Below are 19,372 nucleotides of genomic sequence, written 5' to 3'. Positions count from 1 at the left end.
GTCCACCGTTTCCGGAAACAGCATCTGCTGCTTCCGGTCTACACCCGCTTTGTATGCCACGCGCGCTCCCCGAGACTGGCCTGTGCTCGCTGACAACTTACACGATCCACGCGAGTTCTGACACAGTCTGGGGAGCGCACGACCGAACCATCTTGGCCACATGAGTTTGCGCGCGACCGAAGGATCTTTGTCGGGTCGCGCGAGACTCAGCCTCCGGGAGCCGTTCAAGGCTCCTGGTTCCGCGGCCAAGGTCATTCGGTCGGCGCCAAAGCATTGTGTATCAGCAGATTGCGGAGCGGCGCCTCCCTCAGGATGACTGTTTCAACATCCTCTCAGGACGACTGGTCCGCCGCGGAGGTTTAGCAACACCGCCTGAGTGGCCCATCCGCAGCCTTGAAGCCCCGTCCCGGCATCCCCGGACGGGGCTTCACCTGCTCCGAACTCTCCCCGCCACCGCGGGATTTCCCCTGCGACCGTTGCAGCGGGTACACCCCTTGCCGACGCGGGCACCCTGCAGGTACGGGACTGTACCGCGGACTCCACTTGATCCACTATCTCGATTCACTAAGATGACGAAATCGGCATTGTGGCGGCGGCTCGATACTCCGGGCCATGACGCGGCGCGCGTAAGCCGCACGGCGGATGGCTGGCGTCTGGAAGGCACTGCGGTGTTCGGGCACGAGCTTGGCCCGGCTCGTATCCAGTACTGGGTGGATTGCGCCCCGGACTGGACCACCCGCCGTGCGCGCGTCACCGGCTGGGTGGGCGACCGGCGCTGCGACGTGGACGTGTCGCGAAGCGAGGCCGGGGAATGGCAGCGTAACGGAGAGGCGGTGGGCGGCCTGGAGCAGTGCCTGGACGTGGATTTCGGATTCACGCCCGCCACCAACTACCTGCAGCTGCACCGTGCCGGCCTCAAGGTGGGTGACGCCGCCGAGTTCCCGGTGGCGTGGATGGACGTGCCCGATTCCACGCTCGTCGCCCTGCCCCAGCGCTACGAGAAGCGCACGCCCTATACCTTCTGGTACGAGTCGCCCCAGGGGCCGTACGAGGCCATGCTCGAGATCGCGGAATCCGGCTTTGTGCGCAGCTACCCCAGCCTGTGGGCGATGGAGGAGTAGCCTGCGCCGCTCGATTCCATCCGAAGCGTCCTGAAGTTCTCCCCTCTCCGTGAGGAACGAACGGGGAGGGGCCGGGGGAGGGGCACCCCGCGGCCGCAGTTCGATCGCAGCCAACACCGATCCACCAGCCCCATCGCGAACCCCGCCCACCCACGGTTACATTGTCCCTGCACAAAGCATCGACCAACGAACGGGGGACGTGGATGGCGGAGGGGATGATCCATCAGGAGGCGCCGGGAGTCACGCGCATCGACCACGGCTGGGGCGGGCCGGGGTTCATCGCGTCGTATCTGGTCGAGGACGGCGGCGAGCTGGCGCTGATCGAGGCGGGTCCCGCGTCCACGCTGGACGCGCTGCTGGCCGGCATTCGCGCCGCGGGCTACGATCCGGCGGACCTGTCGCACATCCTGCTGACGCACATCCACCTGGACCACGCCGCCGGCGCCGGCCAGCTCGCCCGCATCGCGCCGAACGCCACCATTCACGTGCATCCGCTGGGCGCGCCGCACCTGGAGGATCCGTCGCGGCTGCTGGCCAGCGCCGGGCGACTGTACGGCGACCGGATGGATGCGATGTGGGGCACCATGCTCCCCGTCCCCGCCGCGCGCATCCACACGCCGGAGGACGGCGAGGCGGTGCGCGTGGGGGGGCGGTCGCTGCTGGCGCTGGAAACCTCGGGGCACGCCATCCACCACTTTGCCTTTCACGATCCCGACGCCGGCCTGGTGTTCACCGGCGACGTGGGAGGCATCCGGCTGGCGGGCGCGCGGCACGTGCGTCCGCCCACCCCGCCGCCGGAGGTGGATACGCCCGCGTGGATGGCCAGCATCGACCGGCTGCGCGCGCTGGAGCCGCGAATGCTGCTCCCCACCCACTTTGGCGGCGTCGAGGACGCCGCGTGGCACCTGGACGACCTTGCCGCGCGCCTGACGGCCTGGACGCGCTGGGCCGCCGAGCCCGCCAACGCCGACCCCGCCGTGCTCACCGCGCTTCTGCGCACCCGTGCCGACGCCGAGCTGCTGGCCGCCGCGGACGATGCGGACCTGGTGCGCCGCTACGCCCAGTCCATCCCGTACGACATGATGGCCGCCGGCCTGCTGCGCCAGGCCCGCCCCCGCGTCCCCCGCGCCTGACAGGCCGCGTCCGCGTCGCGGCGGGCCCTCTCCCCCGCCGCTCGTTCCTCGCGACGGCTGGCGACTCCTCCCCCAAACTGCGGGGGCGGGGTGATCGAGGCCTACACACCACGCGTGCGCGAACGGGATCGAATTTCTCCCCTCTCCGTGAGGAACGAACGGGGAGGGGCCGGGGGAGGGGCACCGTCAAGCGCCAGCGTATCCCCCTTCGCCGAGCCGTGATCCCTCGGCAGCCCAACCACCCCCAGGGTTTTTTGGGGGGAGGTGCGAGCCCAAGCGAGCGGAGGGGCGCTCGCGGCGCGCCGCGAACCCCGATCATCGGCATCCATCATCCACCCGTTCCTTATGCTCCCCGACCCCTCCACCCCGCCCGCCCCAGCCGACGACCGCGTCCGCCTGTCGGAAGTGATCTCCGCGCTGTCGTACGCGCTGGACCTTACGGAGGGGCAGCCGGAAGGGCACGCGGTGCGCACCTGCCTGATCGGCATGCGCATTGGGCGGGAGCTGGGGCTGGACGCCGAGTCGCGGTCGTCGCTGTTCTACGCGCTGCTGCTCAAGGACGCGGGGTGCTCCAGCAACTCCGCCGCCACCTGCGAGCTGTTCGGCGCGGACGACCAGGTGGTCAAACGGACGTGGAAGACCGTGGACTGGTCCAGCCGCTGGCAATCCATCGTCCACGTGGTGCGCAACGTCCGCCCCGGCGCATCGCTGCGGACCAAGGCGCAGCAGGTCGCCGGGTTCACCAGGCAGGAAGCGCCCGGGACGGAGCTGGTGCGCACCCGCTGCGAGCGCGGCGCCGAGATCGCCCGCATGCTGGAGATGTCGGACGATACCGCCGCCGCCATCCGCGCCCTGGACGAGCACTGGGACGGCCGCGGCATCCCCGCGGGGCTGCGGGGCGATGAGATCCCGCTGCTGGCGCGCATCGCCTGCCTGGCGCAGACCGTGGAGATCTTTCACTCCACGCGCGGCGTGGAGACCGCCTTCGCGGTCGCGAAAGACCGCTCCGGGCGCTGGTTCGATCCGGAGCTGGTGCGCGCGCTGCGAGGGCTGCGCGCGGACGGCGCCTTCTGGGCCGGGCTGGCCGGCGACTGCCGCGCCCAGGCCGCCCTGCTGGAACCCGCCGACCGCGTGCTGGTGGCCGACGGCGAACGGCTGGACCGCATCGCGCACGCCTTCGCCCGCGTGATCGACGCCAAGTCGCCCTACACCTACCGCCACTCCGAGGGCGTGGCCATGTACGCCGAGGCCGTGGGGCAGGTTCTGGGTTTCGATGCCGAAACGTTACGCGACCTGCGCCGCGCCGCCCTGTTGCACGACGTGGGCAAGCTGGGCGTGAGCAACCGCATCCTGGATAAGCCGGGAAAACTGACGGAAGAGGAGTTTGTCTCCGTGCGCCGGCACCCGGAGTACAGCTACCGCATCCTGGCGCGCGTGGCGCCGCTGCGCGCGCTGGCCGAGACGGCGGCCTCGCACCACGAGCGGATGGACGGGCGGGGATACCACCGCGGCATCCCCGCGGGCACCCTTCCCCTCGCCGCGCGGGTGCTGGCCGTGGCCGACGTCTGCGACGCATTGTCCGCCGAGCGGCCGTACCGCGGCGCCATGCCCCGTGAGCGCGTGCTGCAGATCATGCGCGGCGACGCGGGCCCCGCGCTGTGCCCGGAAAGCTTCGCCGCGCTGGAGGAGGCGCTGGACGCGCGTCCGGAACTGGGGATGGAGCCCCGGCAAGAGGAATTTGTGAAGTCGTAATAGGTGCGTGCAGGTGGACCGCTCATTGCGTCCCGGCCAGCCGTGGCCAGCCAGTGTACGGATTATGCATGCAGGGTTAGGCGGAAGGGGTGTGTATCAGCCCTAAGTTGAAGCGGAGGTGCATTTTGCGCGGAACGCGAAAGCCACGCGGGGGTACCGAGCCCCTGGCGGGAAACAGCCGTTCCAGCCCGTGCACGCACGTGTGCCCGGTGCGCCTTGACAGCGCGTATCATGTACTGCACCTTAACGCGAACCCTGCCAGAGAGGGCTCGCGTTTCGGCCGCGGTACGCAACGATCGCTTTTCCTCCGTCATGCGCATTTCGGGGCGTGTGGCGGAGTTTCGATCTAACGTTCGCTAACCGGTCAGAATCGGAGCGGGCCGTGCGTTAGGCACTCCGGAGCGCGAAGTTCCCCTGCCGCGTCCGCCGGGGGCGCAACCGTCTTGATCCACGCGGAGGAAGGGCATGTTCAACAAGCTGGTGGCATCGGAGGGCCGCAAGAACACGGGCTTCTGGTCGCCGAAAAACATGGTCATCTCGGGGATCCTCCACCTTGTCCTCGTAGGTGGTCTGCTCGCGGCCGGCGTATCGGCCGAGCAGCGCCGCCAGAAGAGCGAGGAGCTGGTGGACTTCGTCGAGGTGGAAGAAGAGAAGCCCAAGGAGCCGGAGCCGGAGAAGCCCAAGGAGCCGGAGCCGCCGCCGCCCGAGCCGGAGCCCGAAGCTCCGCCCCCGGTGATCAAGGGCACCCAGACGCTGCTTCCCCCCGAAGAGCCGCCCCCGACGATCGCGCCGCCCAGCGCGAACGAGCAGGCGGTGAACGAGGAGGACTTCAGCGGCCAGGGCCCCGAGGGCGGCGTGGCCAAGGGCGTCGAAAGCGGCGTGGCGCAGAGCACGGTGGAGCGCGAGGCCCCGGCCGACGAGGGCACGTACGAGCTGTCGGCGGTGGAAGAGCTGCCGCGGCCCACCAACGGCGCCGACTTCCAGCGCCAGCTGGCCCGCAACTACCCGCCGCTGCTGCGTGACGCGGGCGTCACGGGCACGGTGCAGGTGCGGTTCCGCGTGCTCGAGGACGGCCGCGTGGATGCCGAGAGCATTCAGATCACCAGCTCCACGCACGAGCAGTTCAACGACCCCACCTCGCGCGCCGTGCGGGCGCTGCGGTTCCGCCCGGCCAAGGTGAACGGGCGCCCGGTAAAGGTGTGGGTGGAGCAGCCGATCCAGTGGACGGTGTCCCGCTAAGGCGGGGAGGCAGTACGACGGTGGCCGCGCGGACGGGAGCCGCGCGGCGCACCCCGGCGGTTCAGGCAGACACGACGTATGGAAGACCGGCGCGGACGGGGCCACGCCGGAACAGCGAGGACAACACCAATCGGATGGCGCAGGCGCGCTGAGGAGAACGCAGAAATGGATTTCGCAAAGATCTGGGAAGATACGGGGATGATCAACCGGGGGATCGTGATCTTCCTCATCCTCATGAGCATCGCCTCGCTCACGGTGGCGATCTGGAAGTGGCTCATCTTCCGCCGCATGTCCCGGGACACCAAGCAGTTCGCGCCGCAGTTCTCCAGTGCGCTCGAGGCCGAGAACATCCCCGAGGCGCTGGCCCTGGCCGACCAGTACCCCAAGAGCCACGTGGCCCGCGTGCTGGGCGAGGCCCTGCGCGAGGTTGCGCCGCTGCTGAACGATCCGCGCGCCGCCGGCGCCGCCATCGTGAGCTGCGAGCGCTCCGTAGAGCGCGAGCAGATCCTGCTGGCCAACGAGCTCAAGCAGGGACTGGGCATTCTGGCCACCATCGGCGCCACCGCGCCGTTCGTGGGGCTGCTGGGCACCACGCTGGGCATCGTGAACTCGTTCATGGGCATGGCCGAGCAGGGCGGCGGCCTCGAGGCCGTGTCGGGCGGTATCGCCGAGGCGCTGATCGCCACGGCCATCGGCCTGGTGGCGGCCATCCCGGCGGTGTGGCTGTACAACTACTTCACGGCGCGTCTGGACACGCTGTTCTCGGAGCTGGCCTACGCCGGCCGTGAGATGATCGACTGGATGATGACGCGCCAGGCCCGCCGCGACATCGGCGCCGGTACCGCCAACTACGGAGGCTGACCATGGCAGGAGGCTTTGGCGGAGGCGCCTCCTTCGGCGGATCCATTCTCCCGAAGGTGGCCGGGGTGGATTCGGACGTGAACGCCGACATCAACGTCACGCCCATGATCGACGTGATGCTGGTGCTCCTCATCATCTTCATGGTGGTGACCCCCGCGCTGGCGTACGAGGCCAAGCTGCCCAAGGCCAAGATGTCGGCGCCGGAGAAGGACGAGCGGGTCACGCTGGGGGTGGACAAGGACGGCGCCTACTGGATCGAGGACGTCCCCAACCCGGGACCCATCCCGCTCAACCAGCTGGAGGCGCGGCTCAAGGAAGCATACGTGGCCAAGGGCAACCCCGATGACCACACGCTCTACCTGAAGGCCGACAACAACATCGAGTACTCCGTGGTGCTCAGTGCCATCGACGCCGCCCGCAACGCCGGGGTGCGCCGCATCGGCACCATCACCGAGCTGCCCAAGGGCGCGCGGGTCGTCACCAAGGAAGAATGAAGCCCTTTGCCCGTCCCGCGGCGTGCGCGCGGCGGGGCGGGCACCGACAACCGATCTGGAGGGATTGATCCCATGTCGATGGGAGTTGGCGGAAGCAAGGGCGGCGCCATGAACGAGATCAACATGACGCCCATGATCGACGTGCTGCTCGTGCTGCTCATCATCTTCATGGTGGTGCAGCAGGGGCTGCAGCGTGGTCTGAGCGTTCAGGTCCCGCCGCCCAAGGAAAAGGAAGAGCTGGCCCAGAAGCCGCCCGACGATCAGCAGATCGTGCTCGAGGTGGAGCCCGGGCCCAAGTACTTCGTGAACAAGCAGGAAGTGCAGTCGGCCAATCTGGAGAACTTCCTGCGCGAGACCTTTGCGCCGCGCGCGCGCAAGGTGATCTTTGTGAAGGGCGCGGAGAACCTGTCGTACGGCGAGGTGGTTCGCGCCGTCGACGCCAGCCGCGCGGCCGACATCACGCTGGTGGGCCTGGTGCCGCGCCCCGAGCAGGGGCCGGCCACGGTAACCCCCGCGGCGGCGCCGTAACGCCGGATCTCGGATTCGATACGCTCGCCGGAAGCCGGCGGTCCCTCACGGGGGCCGCCGGTTTTCTTGCTTCTGGGAGGGCTGAACCTCGCGTGGTCCAAAGTAATCGAATTTCGTCCGCCGGCGGCCCCTCACCCGACCTCTCCCCAACTTCGGCAGTCGGACTATGGGAAACAGAGGTCAGGGTACAGAGGAACAGACAACAGCCAGAGGAACAGAGGACGGAATGCGGATCACCTCTGTTCCTCTAGCTGCGCTCGGTCCCTCTGTACCTTCCGATGTTGTCTTTCCGGATTCAGTATGAGGATGAGGATGAGAGGGTGTTGAGACACCTCCGTTGTTCCCCAGAAGCACACTGTCATCCTGAGAGGGTGTTGGAAACCTCAGTTGTTCCTCAAGAAGCACACTGTCATCCTGAGGGAGCGCACGCCTGAGCCATCATAGCCACCAAAGCTTGCGCGCGACCGAAGGATCTTTGTCGGGTCGCGCGAGACCCAGCCCTCGGGAGCCGTTCAAGGCTCCTGCTTCTGCGGGCAAGGTCCTTCAGTCGGCGCCAAAGTGTTGTGTATCAGCAGATTGCGGAGCGGCGCCTTCTACGAGACGACTCTCGTCGGCGGACATGTTCCGTAGCACCCGTCAGAATCCCGCCCTGTCCATCCGTTCCATCTCCACACCCTCACACGGACGGAGGCACGGATGCAGAACCCTCCCGGCCACACGCGCGACGAGCTCGCGTCGTCCATCAACGTCACGCCCATGGTGGACGTGATGCTGGTGCTGCTCATCATCTTCATGGTCGTCACCGTCTCGCTTCCCTACACGGCGCAGCTGCCACGTACCCGCACCGCCGCGCCCGCCGTTGAAGACCGCGTGACGCTGGCGATCGACAACCAGGGGGCGTACTGGCTGGACCGGGCGCGGGTGGCGCCGCCGGAGCTGCCGGCGCGGCTGGCGGCCGCGTATTCGGCGCGGGACGGCGACCACGTGCTCTACCTCAAGGCCCACCACGGCGTGCCCTACGCCACGGTGCTTACGGCGGTGGACGCGGCGCGGGACGCCGGAGTGCGGCGGCTGGGGGTGATCACGGAGCAGGCGCGGCGGAACTGACGGGGCGGATGGACGGGGAACTGCGATTCACCAACTCAGCGAGGAGGCGGCGATGGCGATGACGACGGGCGGGCGCAGGGGCGGCAGCATCGGCGAGATCAACATGACGCCCATGATCGACGTGCTGCTGGTGCTGCTGATCATCTTCATGGTGGTGCAGCAGGGGCTGCAGCGCGGGCTGAGCGTGCAGGTGCCGCCGCCGCCGGACGGACAGACCCAGATCGCACAGACCGCCAACCTGGTGCTGGAGCTTGCGCCCGGCGGCGACTACCGGCTGAACCGCCAGCCCGTGGCGCGCGAGCGGCTGGCGCAGGAGCTGGGGGCGGTGTTCGCGGATCGCACGCGGAAGGTGCTGTTCGTCCGCGGCGCTGAATCGCTTCCGTACGGCGAGGTGATCGCCGCGGTGGACGCGAGCCGCCTGGCGGGGGTGCAGGTGGTGGGGCTGGTGCCGCGCAGCTGACCGCGGCGATGCGGGATGAACTCGAAGGGGCAGCGCGTAGAACCGTGCTGCGCCCTTCGACGCATCTGCATCGGCGGCCGATCGCCTACCGCTGGTTCGTACGCCGCCACGGGCCTGCCTCGAAGGTGCCCTCCTCCAGGCGCGAGGTGCCGCGCGGGCCCTGAAGGGTAAGCGACACGGTGCCGCGCATGACGCCGCGGACGCGGTCGAGCTCCTGAAAAGTGATGGTGCCGGCGGTCGCCACGGCGCGGTAGGTCAGCACGTCGCCTCCCACCGTCTCCGAGTAGTGGCTCGGATCGCCCGACGTCGCCGTCGTCACCACGGTGAATACGCCGGGTGAGGTTTCCACGGCACGGATGGTCAGCCACTGCTCATCCGCGCCGGCGGTCCGCCGCCGTGAGTAGATCGCGAAGGTGTCGCGCGCGACGTCCGACTCGGCGTCTCCCACCCAGGCGGCGCCGTCCAGGGTGGCAGCGAACGTTCCCTGGTCCACGGGGGCGGTGGGTTCCTTGTCACAGCCGGCGGAGAAGGCAAGGAGGGCCAGCAGGGCGGGGAGCAGCGCGCGTTTCATGGGCTTGGTGTGCAGTCTCGGGTGCGGAGGAAGGCTCGGTGGGAGAACGCGCGGGTGGGCCGGGTTGCGACAGGCGTTTCTACCAGTCCATCCCGGCGGAGACCAGGACGCCCAGTCCTGGGCTGAAGTCCGTGTACCCCTTTACCACCTCCGCCAGCAGCCAGCGCCGTCCACCCGCGCGCACCCCCAGCCGCACCTCGCCCAGCGATTCGTTGCCGCGGATCTCGCTGTGCCCCGTCCCCACCTGCTGGCCCACGATCGTGAGCATCGGCTGGAGGCCGGCGGCCGCGAGCTCCGCGCGCAGCGTGTAGACCAGCAGGTCGTCCTGCTCGAACCGCTGCTCGCGCGTACCGAAGATGCCGATCCCCGCCTCCCCCTGTACGGCGACGCGCCCACGCACCGCCCGCCCGGCGAGCGTGGCGAAGAAGTCGGTGGCGTCGCGGTCCAGCCCCACGGTGTTGTCCGTGGTGGGCAGGCGCGCGCCGAAGCGCAGGGCGGCGGCCACCGGCGCGCCCTCGTTCGTCAGCCGCACGGCCGTGAGGACGCGGTAGTCGCCGGCGTCGCGGCGCGTCCCGTCGTCATCCGCCCGCACCTCCGGCTCCGCGGGTGCGAAGCGCGACGCCTCGTCGAAGATGCGCTGCACGGTGCCGCCCGCTTCCAGCACCACGCGCCCCGTCCGCCAGAACGCGCGGAAGTTGCCCGCCTCCACCAGCGTGCCCTCCGTCCCCGCCAGCGAGGCGCGCTGGTCCCGCATCCACCCCGCCCCCACCTGCGCCGACACCGTGCGCCCCGCATCGAACATTCGCCACTCCAACGGCTCCAGCGGCCGCAGCTGCGCGCGCGCGGCGGGTGCGCAGGCCAACGCGGCGCACGTGGCGAGGGCGACGGAGCGAAAGCGCATCGTGGCAGGTGCTTCGGAATGATGGGAGATCGGCTGCGGAGGCGGGGCTCAGCAGGCGCCCACGGGCCCGACCGCGCGGAACGTGAGCACCGCGGCCACCCTGGTTCCGTCGCTGCCCAGCACCGGGCGGGCGCTCCCTTCCACCAGCACCTGGCTGCCGTCGGGGCGCCGGATGCGCCATCGGGCGCCGGTGACCGTTTCGCCGGCCAGCACCGCGCGCGCCAGGGGAAGCTCCCGCGGAGGGTACGGGCGCCCGTCCTCGGTAAGCAGGTTGTAAACCTGGCCGTACTGGTCGGGCGGCACGTCCAGCACCGCCGCGCCGTGCATCTCTCTGGCCGCCTCGTTGACGACGCGGATGCGCCCGTCCGCGTCGGTGACGATCACGCCCTCGGCGATCTGGTCCAGCACGGCGGCCGTCTCGCGCGAGGCGTTGGCCAGCCGGTTGCGCTCGGCCACAAGGTCCGTCACGTCCACGCTCAGGCTCAGCACGCCCGACACGCGTCCGTCCACCTCGAAGAGCGGCTGGTAGATGGCGTTGAACACGCCGGTCACCATGTCGCCTTCACCCGTGGGGTCGTAGCGCACCTGCATCTCACGCCCCTCGAAGGGCTGGCCGGTGCGGTACACCTCGTCCAGCAGCTCGAACAGGCCCTGCCCCTGAAGTTCGGGGAGCGCCGCGCGCGCGGTAAGGCCCTCCAGCTCGCGCCCGTTCAACAGGCGCCGGGCCATCTCGTTCACCACTTCAAAGCGGTGGTCGGGGCCGCGCACCACCGAAATGGCCAGCGGCGCCTGGCGCACCAGCTCGCGCACGGCTTCGCGCACCGCGTCCGTCTGCTGCTTGCGCGCGACCTCGGTAATGTCTGAAAGAAAGAGCAGGATGCGATCGCCCGTGGGCACCACCCGCACGTTGTGCCACGCGTACAGCGAGGGGTAGAAGAACTTGAAGACGGCGGCCAGCCGCGTTTGCGCCACGCGCTTCACCTCGGACTGAAAGCGGGTGTCGGTGGCGTCGGGCACCGCGTCCCACACAAGGGTTCCCACTACGTCGGCGCGGCGACGGCGCAGCAGCAGCTCGGCGCGCCGGTTCATCTCCACCACCCGCCACTCTTCATCCAGCACCAGAATGCCGTCCGACACGTGCTCCAGCAGCGCCTCGATCATCGGTCTCCCCGGATGGACCTCTTTGCCCGCGTCATTCCTGATGGTCCTAACCTGCCCCGGCGCCGCTCCCCCGGCAACCCTGCCCCCCGGGCGAAGACCCGCCCGCCGCGTTTGCCCACCCGGTGGAGGGAAGTGCATCATACCATCTCCCGGATTTCGATGTGCACTGAGGGGAACGATTTTCACGCGGAGGCGCAGAGAAAACAGAAGAGGCGCGGAGGAAACGCCCAAAACGCCTCCGCGCCTCATCAGTTCCTCCGCGCCTCCGGTGCGTCAGGCGAAGCCTGACCTCTCTTGTGAACTGAAAGGAGTTCACCATGTGAAATGCCTGTGACACATGTAGCCGAGCAGGCGGTGTAGCCGGGCAACCGGAGCGCTGAAGCCCTGCGAGGCGCACGGTGCGAGCCATAGCGAAAGCGAACCCGGTTCAGCCTCGAAACGCCAAGATGAGAGCGGCCAGCCCTTCGGAGAGGGTGAAGCCAGCACTGGCGGGGAAGCCACAGGCATGTGCACCCGTCGGGCTCTCCGGGGTGGTAGGGGACAGCGCGTACCGAGAGAGGGGTCGAGGAACCTGAGAAGCGCCCGGCGTGCGGGGTCGTGCCCCAAGGCGCGGCTGGGAATCCATAACCAGTCGGCGCTGCACGGCCGGGCGGCGGAGGGGGCCATAGTAGCGGGGAAGCGGGGTAACTCCCGTGGAGCGAAGGGCCTCCGCCGGTGGGATGCGGAGTCAGAAACGAGGAGAGACCGCTTGCGTCATGACGCCACTACGGGAGACGGGGAGGAACTGCCGGAGGCCTTTGCGGTCAACCGGCAGGGCCTGCCCCTGAAGCTCTTCACGCTGAGACAGAAGCTGTACCTGAAGGCGAAGCGAGAGCCGAAGTTCCGGTTTTACGCACTGTACGACCGGATCTACAGGCAAGATGTGCTTGAGGCGGCCTGGGCCCTGGTTGCCGGTAACGACGGCGGTCCAGGGGTGGACGGGCTCACGATCGAACAGATCGAGAACTCACCTGGGGGGCCGGATGCGCTGGTGGCGGAACTGCACCAGTCGCTGAAGGCAAAGACGTACCGTCCTCAGGCGGTGCAGCGCGTGTACATCCCCAAGCTGGACGGAAGGTTGAGGCCGCTGGGCATTCCGACGGTTCGCGACCGGGTGGCGCAAACGGCAGCAAAGCTGATCCTGGAGCCCATCTTCGAAGCGGATTTCCTGGAGTGCTCGCACGGCTACCGTCCCAGACGCAACGCAAAGGACGCGCTGGTGCAGATCAAGGACAATCTGCGCGCGGGGTACACGGCAGTCTACGACGCGGATTTGCAAGCCTACTTCGACACGATCCCGCACGACAAGCTGATGAAGGCGGTCGAGCGGCGGGTGGCGGACCGTTCGGTCCTCGCCCTGCTCCGCATGTGGCTGGATGCACCTGTGGAGGATCGCGACGAGGACGGCCGGCGGAAGGTAAGCCGACCGAAGCAGGGGACGCCGCAGGGCGGGGTTATCTCGCCGCTGCTGGCCAACCTGTACCTGCACTGGTTCGATACGAGATTCCACCGCCCCGAAGGGCCGGGAACGTGGGCGAAAGCCCGTCTGGTCCGCTACGCCGACGACTTCGTCATCATGGCGCGGTACGTAGGGCCGCAGATCACGGGCTGGGTGGAGCGAACCGTGGAAGGATGGCTTGGCCTGACGATCAACCGGAGCAAGACCCGGGTGGTGAGCGTGACCCAGACGAGCGGCGCCAGCCTGGATTTTGTGGGCTACACGTTCCGGTACGACTGGGATCGTCATGGAAGGAGGTTTCGGTATCTCACAGCCGTTCCTTCTGACAAGGCGGTGGCGCACCGCAAAGAATGCGTGCGGGAGGCGACCGGGCCGAAGCGGTGCTTCGTGCCTCTGCCGGAACTGGTTCAGCAGATGAATCAGGAGCTTCGTGGCTGGGGAGCGTATTTCAGCTACGGGCACCCGCGCCGTGCTCATCGAAAGGTGAACGCGTTCGTGGTCGGGCGGTTGACCCGGCACCTCAAACGTAGGAGCCAGCGCGCCTGCCGACCACCGGCGGGTATGACCTACTACGGTTTCCTGACCAAGCGATTGGGCTTGGAACTGTTGTAGGCCGCGCGCGCAACTCTCCGATAGCCAACAGGTGAATCCATCGGGTGAGCCGGATGCGGGAAATCTGCATGTCCGGTTCGATGAGGGGCCCCAGGGTACTGCCCTGGGGTCTACTCTACCGTGATGTTTTTCCGTCTTTCCCTCTGATTGCACAACGAACTGCGAGAAATGTTATCAGGCTCGCGCTTGCACACGTGCGGGGAACAGCCGGTCACGGAAGGTGTGCCGCCGCAATCGAACCGCTCGCAATCCGCGCGCAGGGCGAATCAATCCGCGACGGCGGCGCTGGGGATCCACCGGTCCAGGTTGGCGAGGACTTCCGGCGCGCGGGTCAGCACCTCGTCGGGGTAGCCGAGGGCGCGTTTGATCTCGAGGTCGCGCTGCATGCGGTTGCGGATGCGCTCCAGCGCCATCACCCCGCGCGCGCCCAGCTGCCGCCGGTAGTAGAACGAGTTGGATGGCACCGGAAAGTCGCTGCCGTGAAGGGTGCGCTCCACCAGCTGCGCGTCACGGGCAAAGCGGGGAAGGTGCGGAAAGCGGGACGGGTTGCTGATGCCGGAGTTGTCCACCCACAGGTGCGGAAAGCGCTCCATCATCCGCCGCAGCATGGGCACCTGGTCGGGGTCGCGCGCGTACGTGACTGGCGCGCCGGTGTGGGCGACGATGATCCGCACCCCCTCTTCCAGCGGAAACAGGATGCGGCGCAGGTCCTTGAGGTCGGGTGAGACTTCGGCGAAGGTGTTCTCGCTGCCGCCGGAGTGCACCAGGACGGGGATGCCGGTCTCCGCCAGCCGCCGGTAGAACGGGCCCAGCGACCGGTCGCCCGGATCGATGTCCTGCGTGGCGGGAAGCCACTTGATGAGCGTGGCGCCGCCCTCGATGCACGCCTCCAGCGCGTCCAGCGCGTCGCGCCGGTGCGGGTTCACCGAGGGGCCGGGGAGCAGTTCCGGGTGGCGGCGGCAGACCTCGAACACCCACGACGCGGGGACGATCATCTGCGACCGCACCGGGTCCAGCGCGCCGGCGCGGTCGTACACGCCGTCAAAGCCCAGCGCCACCGCGTAGTCCAGCTCACTGCCGCGCACCCGCTGCGCGATCTGCGCGGCCCACTCCGCGTCCGCGTGGGCGGCGTCGGACGGCCGGTGACGCAGCCGCAGCAGCTTGTACGTCATCCGCCGGGTGAACGCGGGCGAGACCCAGCACCCGGACTCGTCCGTCCCCTGGCCGGCCAGGTGCACGTGGCAGTCGATCTTTGGCGTCAAGCAGTCTCCATGGCGGGGCGCGGCTCCCGTATCCAGCCCAGCACGGCGTTTACGGCCGCGGCGTCGAACGGCAGGCTGTAATGCGTCGCGGTGCGCAGGGAGCGCAAGTGTCCGGCCCCGGGCTCCATCCGCGCGACGATCCGCTCCCCCTGCGCGTGGGGGACAATGGCGTCGGCGTGGCTGTAGACCAGCAGCGTGGGGATGCGGATGGCGGATACACGATCCTCCAGATCCATCTCCCCCAGCAGGCGCTGGACGGCGGCCACGTAGCTCCACGCGCGCCCGTCCGCGTCTACGCGGCGAAAGGGGTACGCCGCGCGCTTTACCGGGCCAAAGGCGGGGACCAGACCCCACAGGCCGTAGTGCTCGCGCTGCGTGAGCGTGGCGCGGCTGAAGAAGCCGCGCACCTCCGCCACCGCCGTCCGCGCCCCGATGCGCACGTCCACCGGCGCGGAGAGGATCGCGACGGAGACGGTGCGGTCCAGCGTGCCGGACGCCAGCGCGTCCAGCACCAGCGACCCGCCCAGGCTGTGACCGATCACGTGCAGCGGCAGCGCCGGCCGCTCCCGCTCCGCCGCATCCGCCGCCGCGGCGACGGCCGTACGCACGGTACCGGACGCGAACGTGGTGGTGCTGCCGCAGCCGTGCCCGTCCACGTCGAACGAAAACACCTCACAACCGGCGCAAAGGAGTGCGCGAAACAGCTCCAGCAGCGGATACACGGCGTCGTTCCCCGCGCCATGCGCCACCAGGACGCGAGCGCACGGCGCATCCGCCGGGAGCAGGCGGACGGCGCACACCTCGCCGCCCGCTTCCGGCCGCGGGTAGCGCTCGTCCTCCGCGCGTGCGCCCAGGCGCCCGGCCCACGCGGACAGCCGCTCGCCGTACCCGCGCGTCACACCGGCGGGCCGCCGCGGGCCTGGTGCGCGTCCGCCACGTCCCAGCCGGTCCCTTCGCGGTCGGAGGGCACCGTCTGCCCCTGCGCGTGGGCGCGGTGCACGTCGCGCGACATGGGGTCGCCCTCCGACGGCGGCACCTCCGCGTTCTCCGGCGTGCCCAGCGGCTTGCCGGGGGGGGCCAGGTCGGCCCCCACCTCGCCGGTGATCAGGCGGGCGCCGCGCTGCCAGGTAAGGTAGCTCCACGCCCACTGCATCAGCACCACCAGCCGGTTGCGGAAGCCGATCAGGAAGAGGATGTGGATGAGCAGCCACGCCATCCACGCGAACCACCCCTTCATCTTCATCCCCATCCCCTGCAGCACCGCGGCGCGCCGGCCGATGGTGGCCATGCTCCCCTTGTCGCGGTAGCGGAACGGCGTCCTGGGCTCGCCCCGGAGCGTGCGGCCGATGATCCTGGCCGCGTGCTCGCCGCCCTGCATGGCCACCTGCGCCACGCCGGGGAGCGGCTTGCCGTCCGGCCCCGCCAGGTTTGCCAGGTCGCCCACGACGAAGACCTCGGGATGGCCGGGGACGGACAGATCCGGGTTCACCATCACCCGTCCCACGCGGTCCGTCTCCGCGCCCAGCGCTTTGCCCAGCGGCGACGCGGTGACGCCGGCCGCCCAGACCACGTTGCGGGTGCGGATCTTTTCCTCGCCCACGTACACGGCCTCGGGCTCGATGCCGGTGACGATGGAATCCGTCCGCACCTCCACGCCCACCCGCTCCAGCGCCCGCCTGGCGTAGGCGGACAGGTCCTCGTCGTACGCGGCCAGCACGCGAGGTCCGCCTTCCAGCAAAATCACCCGCGCCGTCTGCGGGGCGATGCGGCGAAAGTCCTTGACCAGCGAGTGGTGCGCGATCTCGGCGAAGGCACCCGCCATCTCCACCCCGGTGGGCCCCGCCCCGATGACGACGAAGGTGAGCAGGGCGCGCTGCTCGTCGGGATCTTCCTCCTGCTCGGCGGCCTCGAAGGCCAGCAAAAAGCGGCGGCGGATGTGTGTGGCGTCTTCGATCGTCTTGAGGCCGGGCGCCAGCGGCTCCCACTCCGGGTGGCCGAAGTAGGCGTGCGTGGCGCCGGTGGCCACGATCAGGTAGTCGTAGGCCAGATGCTGCCCGTCGGCCAGCACCACCTCGCGCCGGGACAGGTCGACGCCGGTGACCTCGGACATCCGCACCTCCGTCGCGCTCTGCTTGCGCAGGATGCTGCGGATGGGCCCGCTGACATCCGCCGGCGAAAGGGCCGCGGTGGCCACCTGGTAAAGAAGCGGCTGAAAGACGTGGTGGTTGCGCCGGTCCAGCACCGTAACGCTCACGTTTACCCGGCGCAGCGCCCGCGCCGCCCACAGCCCGCCAAAGCCGCCGCCCACCACCACCACGTGCGGCACCCTGAGGATCGCCGTATCGCTCATCGTCCACCGTCCTGTCGCGTGTTGCGCAACCCGCTGGCGAGAACGATACCGCGGCAGCGTCAGGCGCGAAACGGGTGCGGCCGGCGGTTGACGCGAAGGGAACGCGGGCGTAGACTCGCTCCCCCAGACCAGACACCCGGAGCCATGGCCACGCCCACGCCCAACACCGTTCCCGGATACGCGCTCGCCGCGCCCACCGAGCAGGACGCCATCACCTTTCTGGCACGCGCCCTGGGACCCGACCGCGCGGTGTCCCTGTGGGTGCGCACCTGCCAGGAAGCCGGCGTGCGCAGCGGCAAGCTGGGGCTGGACGAGCTGGAGCGCGCGGCGCAGGCGCTGGCCAGGCAGGAAGGGGTGGCGGGTGTGATCGGGAACTCGCTGGTGATCCGGCTGCGGACGTACCGGCTGCTGGAAAAAACGCGGCAGCTGCAGGGAGAGGGACGATGACCGACGGCGGCGACGTGCTGCGCGATCCCGCGCGCCTGGCGGAGATCGCGGCGCTGGGGCTTACCGCGCCCGAGGTGGACGCCGTGCTGCAGCAGACGGTCGACGAGGCCGCGGCCGCGCTTAACCTGCCCACCGCGCTGGTGAGCGTGGTGATGGGCGAGGCGCAGTACTTTGCGGCGCAGCACGGGCTTACGGGGTGGATGGCGGAGGCGCACGGCACGCCGGTGGAGTGGTCGTTCTGCGCCAACGCGGTGCAGAGCGGCGAGCCGTTCGTGGTGGAAGACGCCACCACGCACCCGGTGACGAAGGACAACCCGCTGGTGCGCTTCGACAACCTGGCGTGCTACGCGGGGATCCCGCTGGTGACGTCCACCGGCCACACGCTGGGCACGCTGTGCGTGATCGGCAACGAGCCGCGCTCGTTCACCGAGGCGGAGATGGACGTGCTGCGCGGGCTGGCGAGGAAGGCGATCGCGCGCATCGAGGCGCGGCGGGGGAGTAACGGCGGCGGTGGTGTGTCGGAGCCGGCCTCTCACCCGGGCGGTTGAAACCGCGGCGATTGATGGACACCCGTTCCAGCGCCGCGTCAACCGCATCCCCAAACGCCCGAGATGCACGTGGTTGGGATTCTCGGACCATTCGGCAGCGCGGTCGATCGCCTTCTCCACTCTGGGACGCAGGACGATCGTTCGGCTTACCCGCTACCGCTCACGAAGCCGTGTACGACCCGTGTCCCACGTATCGATGATAAGGGATCGGTGAGGTGCGCTCCGAACTCCCGATCGGCTTCATCCGCGATTTCGCCAGGGATCGGGCACAGGCCGGCTTCGCTTTCCACACTGTCCCAGAGCGCTTCGATGATCTCGAGGCGTTTCTCCCAGCGGGAGGCCGCGGAGCTGGTCGATGGAGACATCCATGGTCGCACTGCTCAAAGGTCCTCCCTGGCCGTCGCCGGCCGATCGCGGATGGAGGTTAACACGGCGCGGGCACGGTTCCAACCCACGACGCGATCGAACGCTCATCTTCCCTGCACGCCCAACGTGCAGGTGCGGAGGAATTTCTCCGTCAGCTCGTACTTCTCCTGACAGACCTGCGCGAGCTGATCGGTATGGCGCTGGCCGGGGAGGTGGCACCAGACAACAGGCTTGCCGCGAGACTGCACGGCGTGGATGGCGCGCACGTAATCGGTGTCTCCCGCCACGAGCATCGCCACGTCGAACCGGTCCTCGTAGGCTCCGACCACCATGTCGACGGCGAGGTTCACGTCCGTCTCCTTCTCGACGTGGTACCGGCGGCCCTCGCTGTCCGATCTCGGCTCGTGGCGGCCCAGTACAAGGTCGATGCGACTGCTGCGGCGGAGCTCGTCGAAAAACTTCTGCTGGCGCCTGTATGCCTCGCTGCTGTAGTGAGGCATGGGTGAGGTGTAGTAGCGAAGCTTGGCGAAGTGGTACCCTCGGCTCAACCGGGTCGCCAGAAGGTTGAGATCCACCCGGTAGGGAATGCCTTCACCCAGGCGCGACAGATAGAAGTTCGTCCCGTCGACGAAGATCTCAAGCCGGGGCGGATGCGACGTCTTTGGTGGATCAGCGGTCATCTGACGGTAAATAACGAGGGGTTGCACCATTGCTGGCACAACCCCCCGGAGATAATTACCCACACTGCCCGCAGGCAGGGGGCGACCGTCAAACCGAAGCTAAACACGTCGGCCAGATCAGTCAAGGGGGTTGATGTGGCTTGCGATTCGCCTTGTACGTGAACGGGGTGAACGCGCGCCGGACCAGAGGATAACCGGCGATCATCGATCCTCAAAACCGCGAGCCGCCAATACGCGAACGAGTTTTTCGGGCCATTGTGCGCTGTCGCTCCGCCTGCGAT

19 protein-coding genes are annotated in these 19,372 nt (G+C 68.9%); 12 read left to right on the top strand and 7 right to left on the bottom strand.

Annotated features, from left to right (window positions below):
* Positions 1–569 precede the first annotated feature (569 nt).
* From ACOJUJ_RS23445 to ACOJUJ_RS23405, 9 genes are all read left to right on the top strand, one after another.
* Complete coding sequence (locus ACOJUJ_RS23445; RefSeq protein WP_420129347.1) at positions 570–1,121, top strand: putative glycolipid-binding domain-containing protein; 552 nt, start codon at positions 570–572, stop codon at positions 1,119–1,121.
* A 161-nt stretch (positions 1,122–1,282) separates the two neighbouring features.
* A complete protein-coding gene (locus ACOJUJ_RS23440; protein WP_420129346.1) occupies positions 1,283–2,254 on the top strand; it encodes an MBL fold metallo-hydrolase in 972 nt (323 codons plus the stop codon).
* 345 nt (positions 2,255–2,599) lie between these two features.
* On the top strand, positions 2,600–4,006 hold the full coding sequence (locus ACOJUJ_RS23435) for an HD-GYP domain-containing protein (RefSeq protein WP_420129345.1): 1,407 nt from the start codon (positions 2,600–2,602) through the stop codon (positions 4,004–4,006).
* 465 nt (positions 4,007–4,471) lie between these two features.
* Positions 4,472–5,245: an energy transducer TonB gene (locus ACOJUJ_RS23430; protein ID WP_420129344.1), complete on the top strand. Its 774-nt coding sequence runs from the start codon at positions 4,472–4,474 to the stop codon at positions 5,243–5,245.
* A 165-nt stretch (positions 5,246–5,410) separates the two neighbouring features.
* Positions 5,411–6,106 carry a MotA/TolQ/ExbB proton channel family protein gene (locus tag ACOJUJ_RS23425; RefSeq protein WP_420129343.1) on the top strand — a complete coding sequence of 232 codons (696 nt, stop codon included), beginning with the start codon at positions 5,411–5,413 and terminating at the stop codon, positions 6,104–6,106.
* Positions 6,107–6,108: 2 nt separating this feature from the next.
* Positions 6,109–6,600, top strand: coding sequence for an ExbD/TolR family protein (locus ACOJUJ_RS23420; RefSeq protein ID WP_420129342.1), 492 nt, complete (start codon positions 6,109–6,111; stop codon positions 6,598–6,600).
* 72 nt (positions 6,601–6,672) lie between these two features.
* Entirely contained in the window at positions 6,673–7,128 is a 456-nt protein-coding gene (locus ACOJUJ_RS23415; RefSeq protein WP_420129341.1) for an ExbD/TolR family protein, read from the top strand.
* Positions 7,129–7,824: 696 nt separating this feature from the next.
* Positions 7,825–8,235 (top strand): ExbD/TolR family protein, encoded by a 411-nt coding sequence (locus ACOJUJ_RS23410; protein ID WP_420129340.1) that lies wholly within the window; start codon positions 7,825–7,827, stop codon positions 8,233–8,235.
* Between the two features lie 52 nt (positions 8,236–8,287).
* Positions 8,288–8,695 carry an ExbD/TolR family protein gene (locus ACOJUJ_RS23405; RefSeq protein WP_420129339.1) on the top strand — a complete coding sequence of 136 codons (408 nt, stop codon included), beginning with the start codon at positions 8,288–8,290 and terminating at the stop codon, positions 8,693–8,695.
* 85 nt (positions 8,696–8,780) lie between these two features.
* Here ACOJUJ_RS23405 and ACOJUJ_RS23400 read toward each other — a convergent pair whose 3' ends face one another.
* The 3 genes from ACOJUJ_RS23400 to ACOJUJ_RS23390 form a co-directional block, all read right to left on the bottom strand.
* Positions 8,781–9,266 carry a hypothetical protein gene (locus tag ACOJUJ_RS23400; RefSeq protein WP_420129338.1) on the bottom strand — a complete coding sequence of 162 codons (486 nt, stop codon included), beginning with the start codon at positions 9,264–9,266 and terminating at the stop codon, positions 8,781–8,783.
* A 79-nt stretch (positions 9,267–9,345) separates the two neighbouring features.
* The gene (locus ACOJUJ_RS23395) at positions 9,346–10,167 is read right to left on the bottom strand and encodes a hypothetical protein (RefSeq protein WP_420129337.1); all 822 of its coding nucleotides are present in this window, start codon (positions 10,165–10,167) and stop codon (positions 9,346–9,348) included.
* Between the two features lie 48 nt (positions 10,168–10,215).
* A complete protein-coding gene (locus tag ACOJUJ_RS23390; protein WP_420129336.1) occupies positions 10,216–11,328 on the bottom strand; it encodes a PAS domain-containing protein in 1,113 nt (370 codons plus the stop codon).
* Positions 11,329–12,076: 748 nt separating this feature from the next.
* On the opposite strand from ACOJUJ_RS23390, the gene ltrA reads away from it, so the two are divergent.
* Complete coding sequence (ltrA, locus tag ACOJUJ_RS23385; RefSeq protein WP_420129335.1) at positions 12,077–13,438, top strand: group II intron reverse transcriptase/maturase; 1,362 nt, start codon at positions 12,077–12,079, stop codon at positions 13,436–13,438.
* Positions 13,439–13,704: 266 nt separating this feature from the next.
* On the opposite strand, the gene ACOJUJ_RS23380 is transcribed toward ltrA, so the two are convergent.
* The 3 genes from ACOJUJ_RS23380 to ACOJUJ_RS23370 are packed head-to-tail and all read right to left on the bottom strand — an operon-like array spanning position 13,705 to position 17,050.
* A complete protein-coding gene (locus ACOJUJ_RS23380; RefSeq protein WP_420129334.1) occupies positions 13,705–14,700 on the bottom strand; it encodes an amidohydrolase family protein in 996 nt (331 codons plus the stop codon).
* Positions 14,697–15,599, bottom strand: a complete 903-nt coding sequence (locus ACOJUJ_RS23375) for an alpha/beta hydrolase (protein ID WP_420129333.1) — start codon at positions 15,597–15,599, stop codon at positions 14,697–14,699. Before ACOJUJ_RS23375 ends, ACOJUJ_RS23380 begins: the two co-directional genes overlap by 4 nt.
* On the bottom strand, positions 15,596–17,050 hold the full coding sequence (locus ACOJUJ_RS23370; protein WP_420129332.1) for an NAD(P)/FAD-dependent oxidoreductase: 1,455 nt from the start codon (positions 17,048–17,050) through the stop codon (positions 15,596–15,598). Before ACOJUJ_RS23370 ends, ACOJUJ_RS23375 begins: the two co-directional genes overlap by 4 nt.
* Before the next feature lie 144 nt (positions 17,051–17,194).
* Here ACOJUJ_RS23370 and ACOJUJ_RS23365 point away from each other — a divergent pair, with 144 nt between their 5' ends.
* Together ACOJUJ_RS23365 and ACOJUJ_RS23360 are read left to right on the top strand one after the other, a co-directional pair.
* Positions 17,195–17,497 carry a hypothetical protein gene (locus ACOJUJ_RS23365; protein ID WP_420129331.1) on the top strand — a complete coding sequence of 101 codons (303 nt, stop codon included), beginning with the start codon at positions 17,195–17,197 and terminating at the stop codon, positions 17,495–17,497.
* The gene (locus ACOJUJ_RS23360) at positions 17,494–18,045 is read left to right on the top strand and encodes a GAF domain-containing protein (protein WP_420129330.1); all 552 of its coding nucleotides are present in this window, start codon (positions 17,494–17,496) and stop codon (positions 18,043–18,045) included. Before ACOJUJ_RS23365 ends, ACOJUJ_RS23360 begins: the two co-directional genes overlap by 4 nt.
* Positions 18,046–18,515: 470 nt before the next feature.
* Here ACOJUJ_RS23360 and ACOJUJ_RS23355 read toward each other — a convergent pair whose 3' ends face one another.
* Positions 18,516–19,091, bottom strand: coding sequence for an NYN domain-containing protein (locus tag ACOJUJ_RS23355; RefSeq protein ID WP_420129329.1), 576 nt, complete (start codon positions 19,089–19,091; stop codon positions 18,516–18,518).
* Positions 19,092–19,372 lie beyond the last annotated feature (281 nt).

Source organism: Longimicrobium sp. (assembly GCF_048594345.1).
Taxonomy (GTDB): Bacteria; Gemmatimonadota; Gemmatimonadetes; order Longimicrobiales; family Longimicrobiaceae; genus Longimicrobium.
The sequence above is the reverse complement of the archived record's forward strand: the minus strand, read 5'-3'. Positions and strand labels throughout refer to the sequence as shown.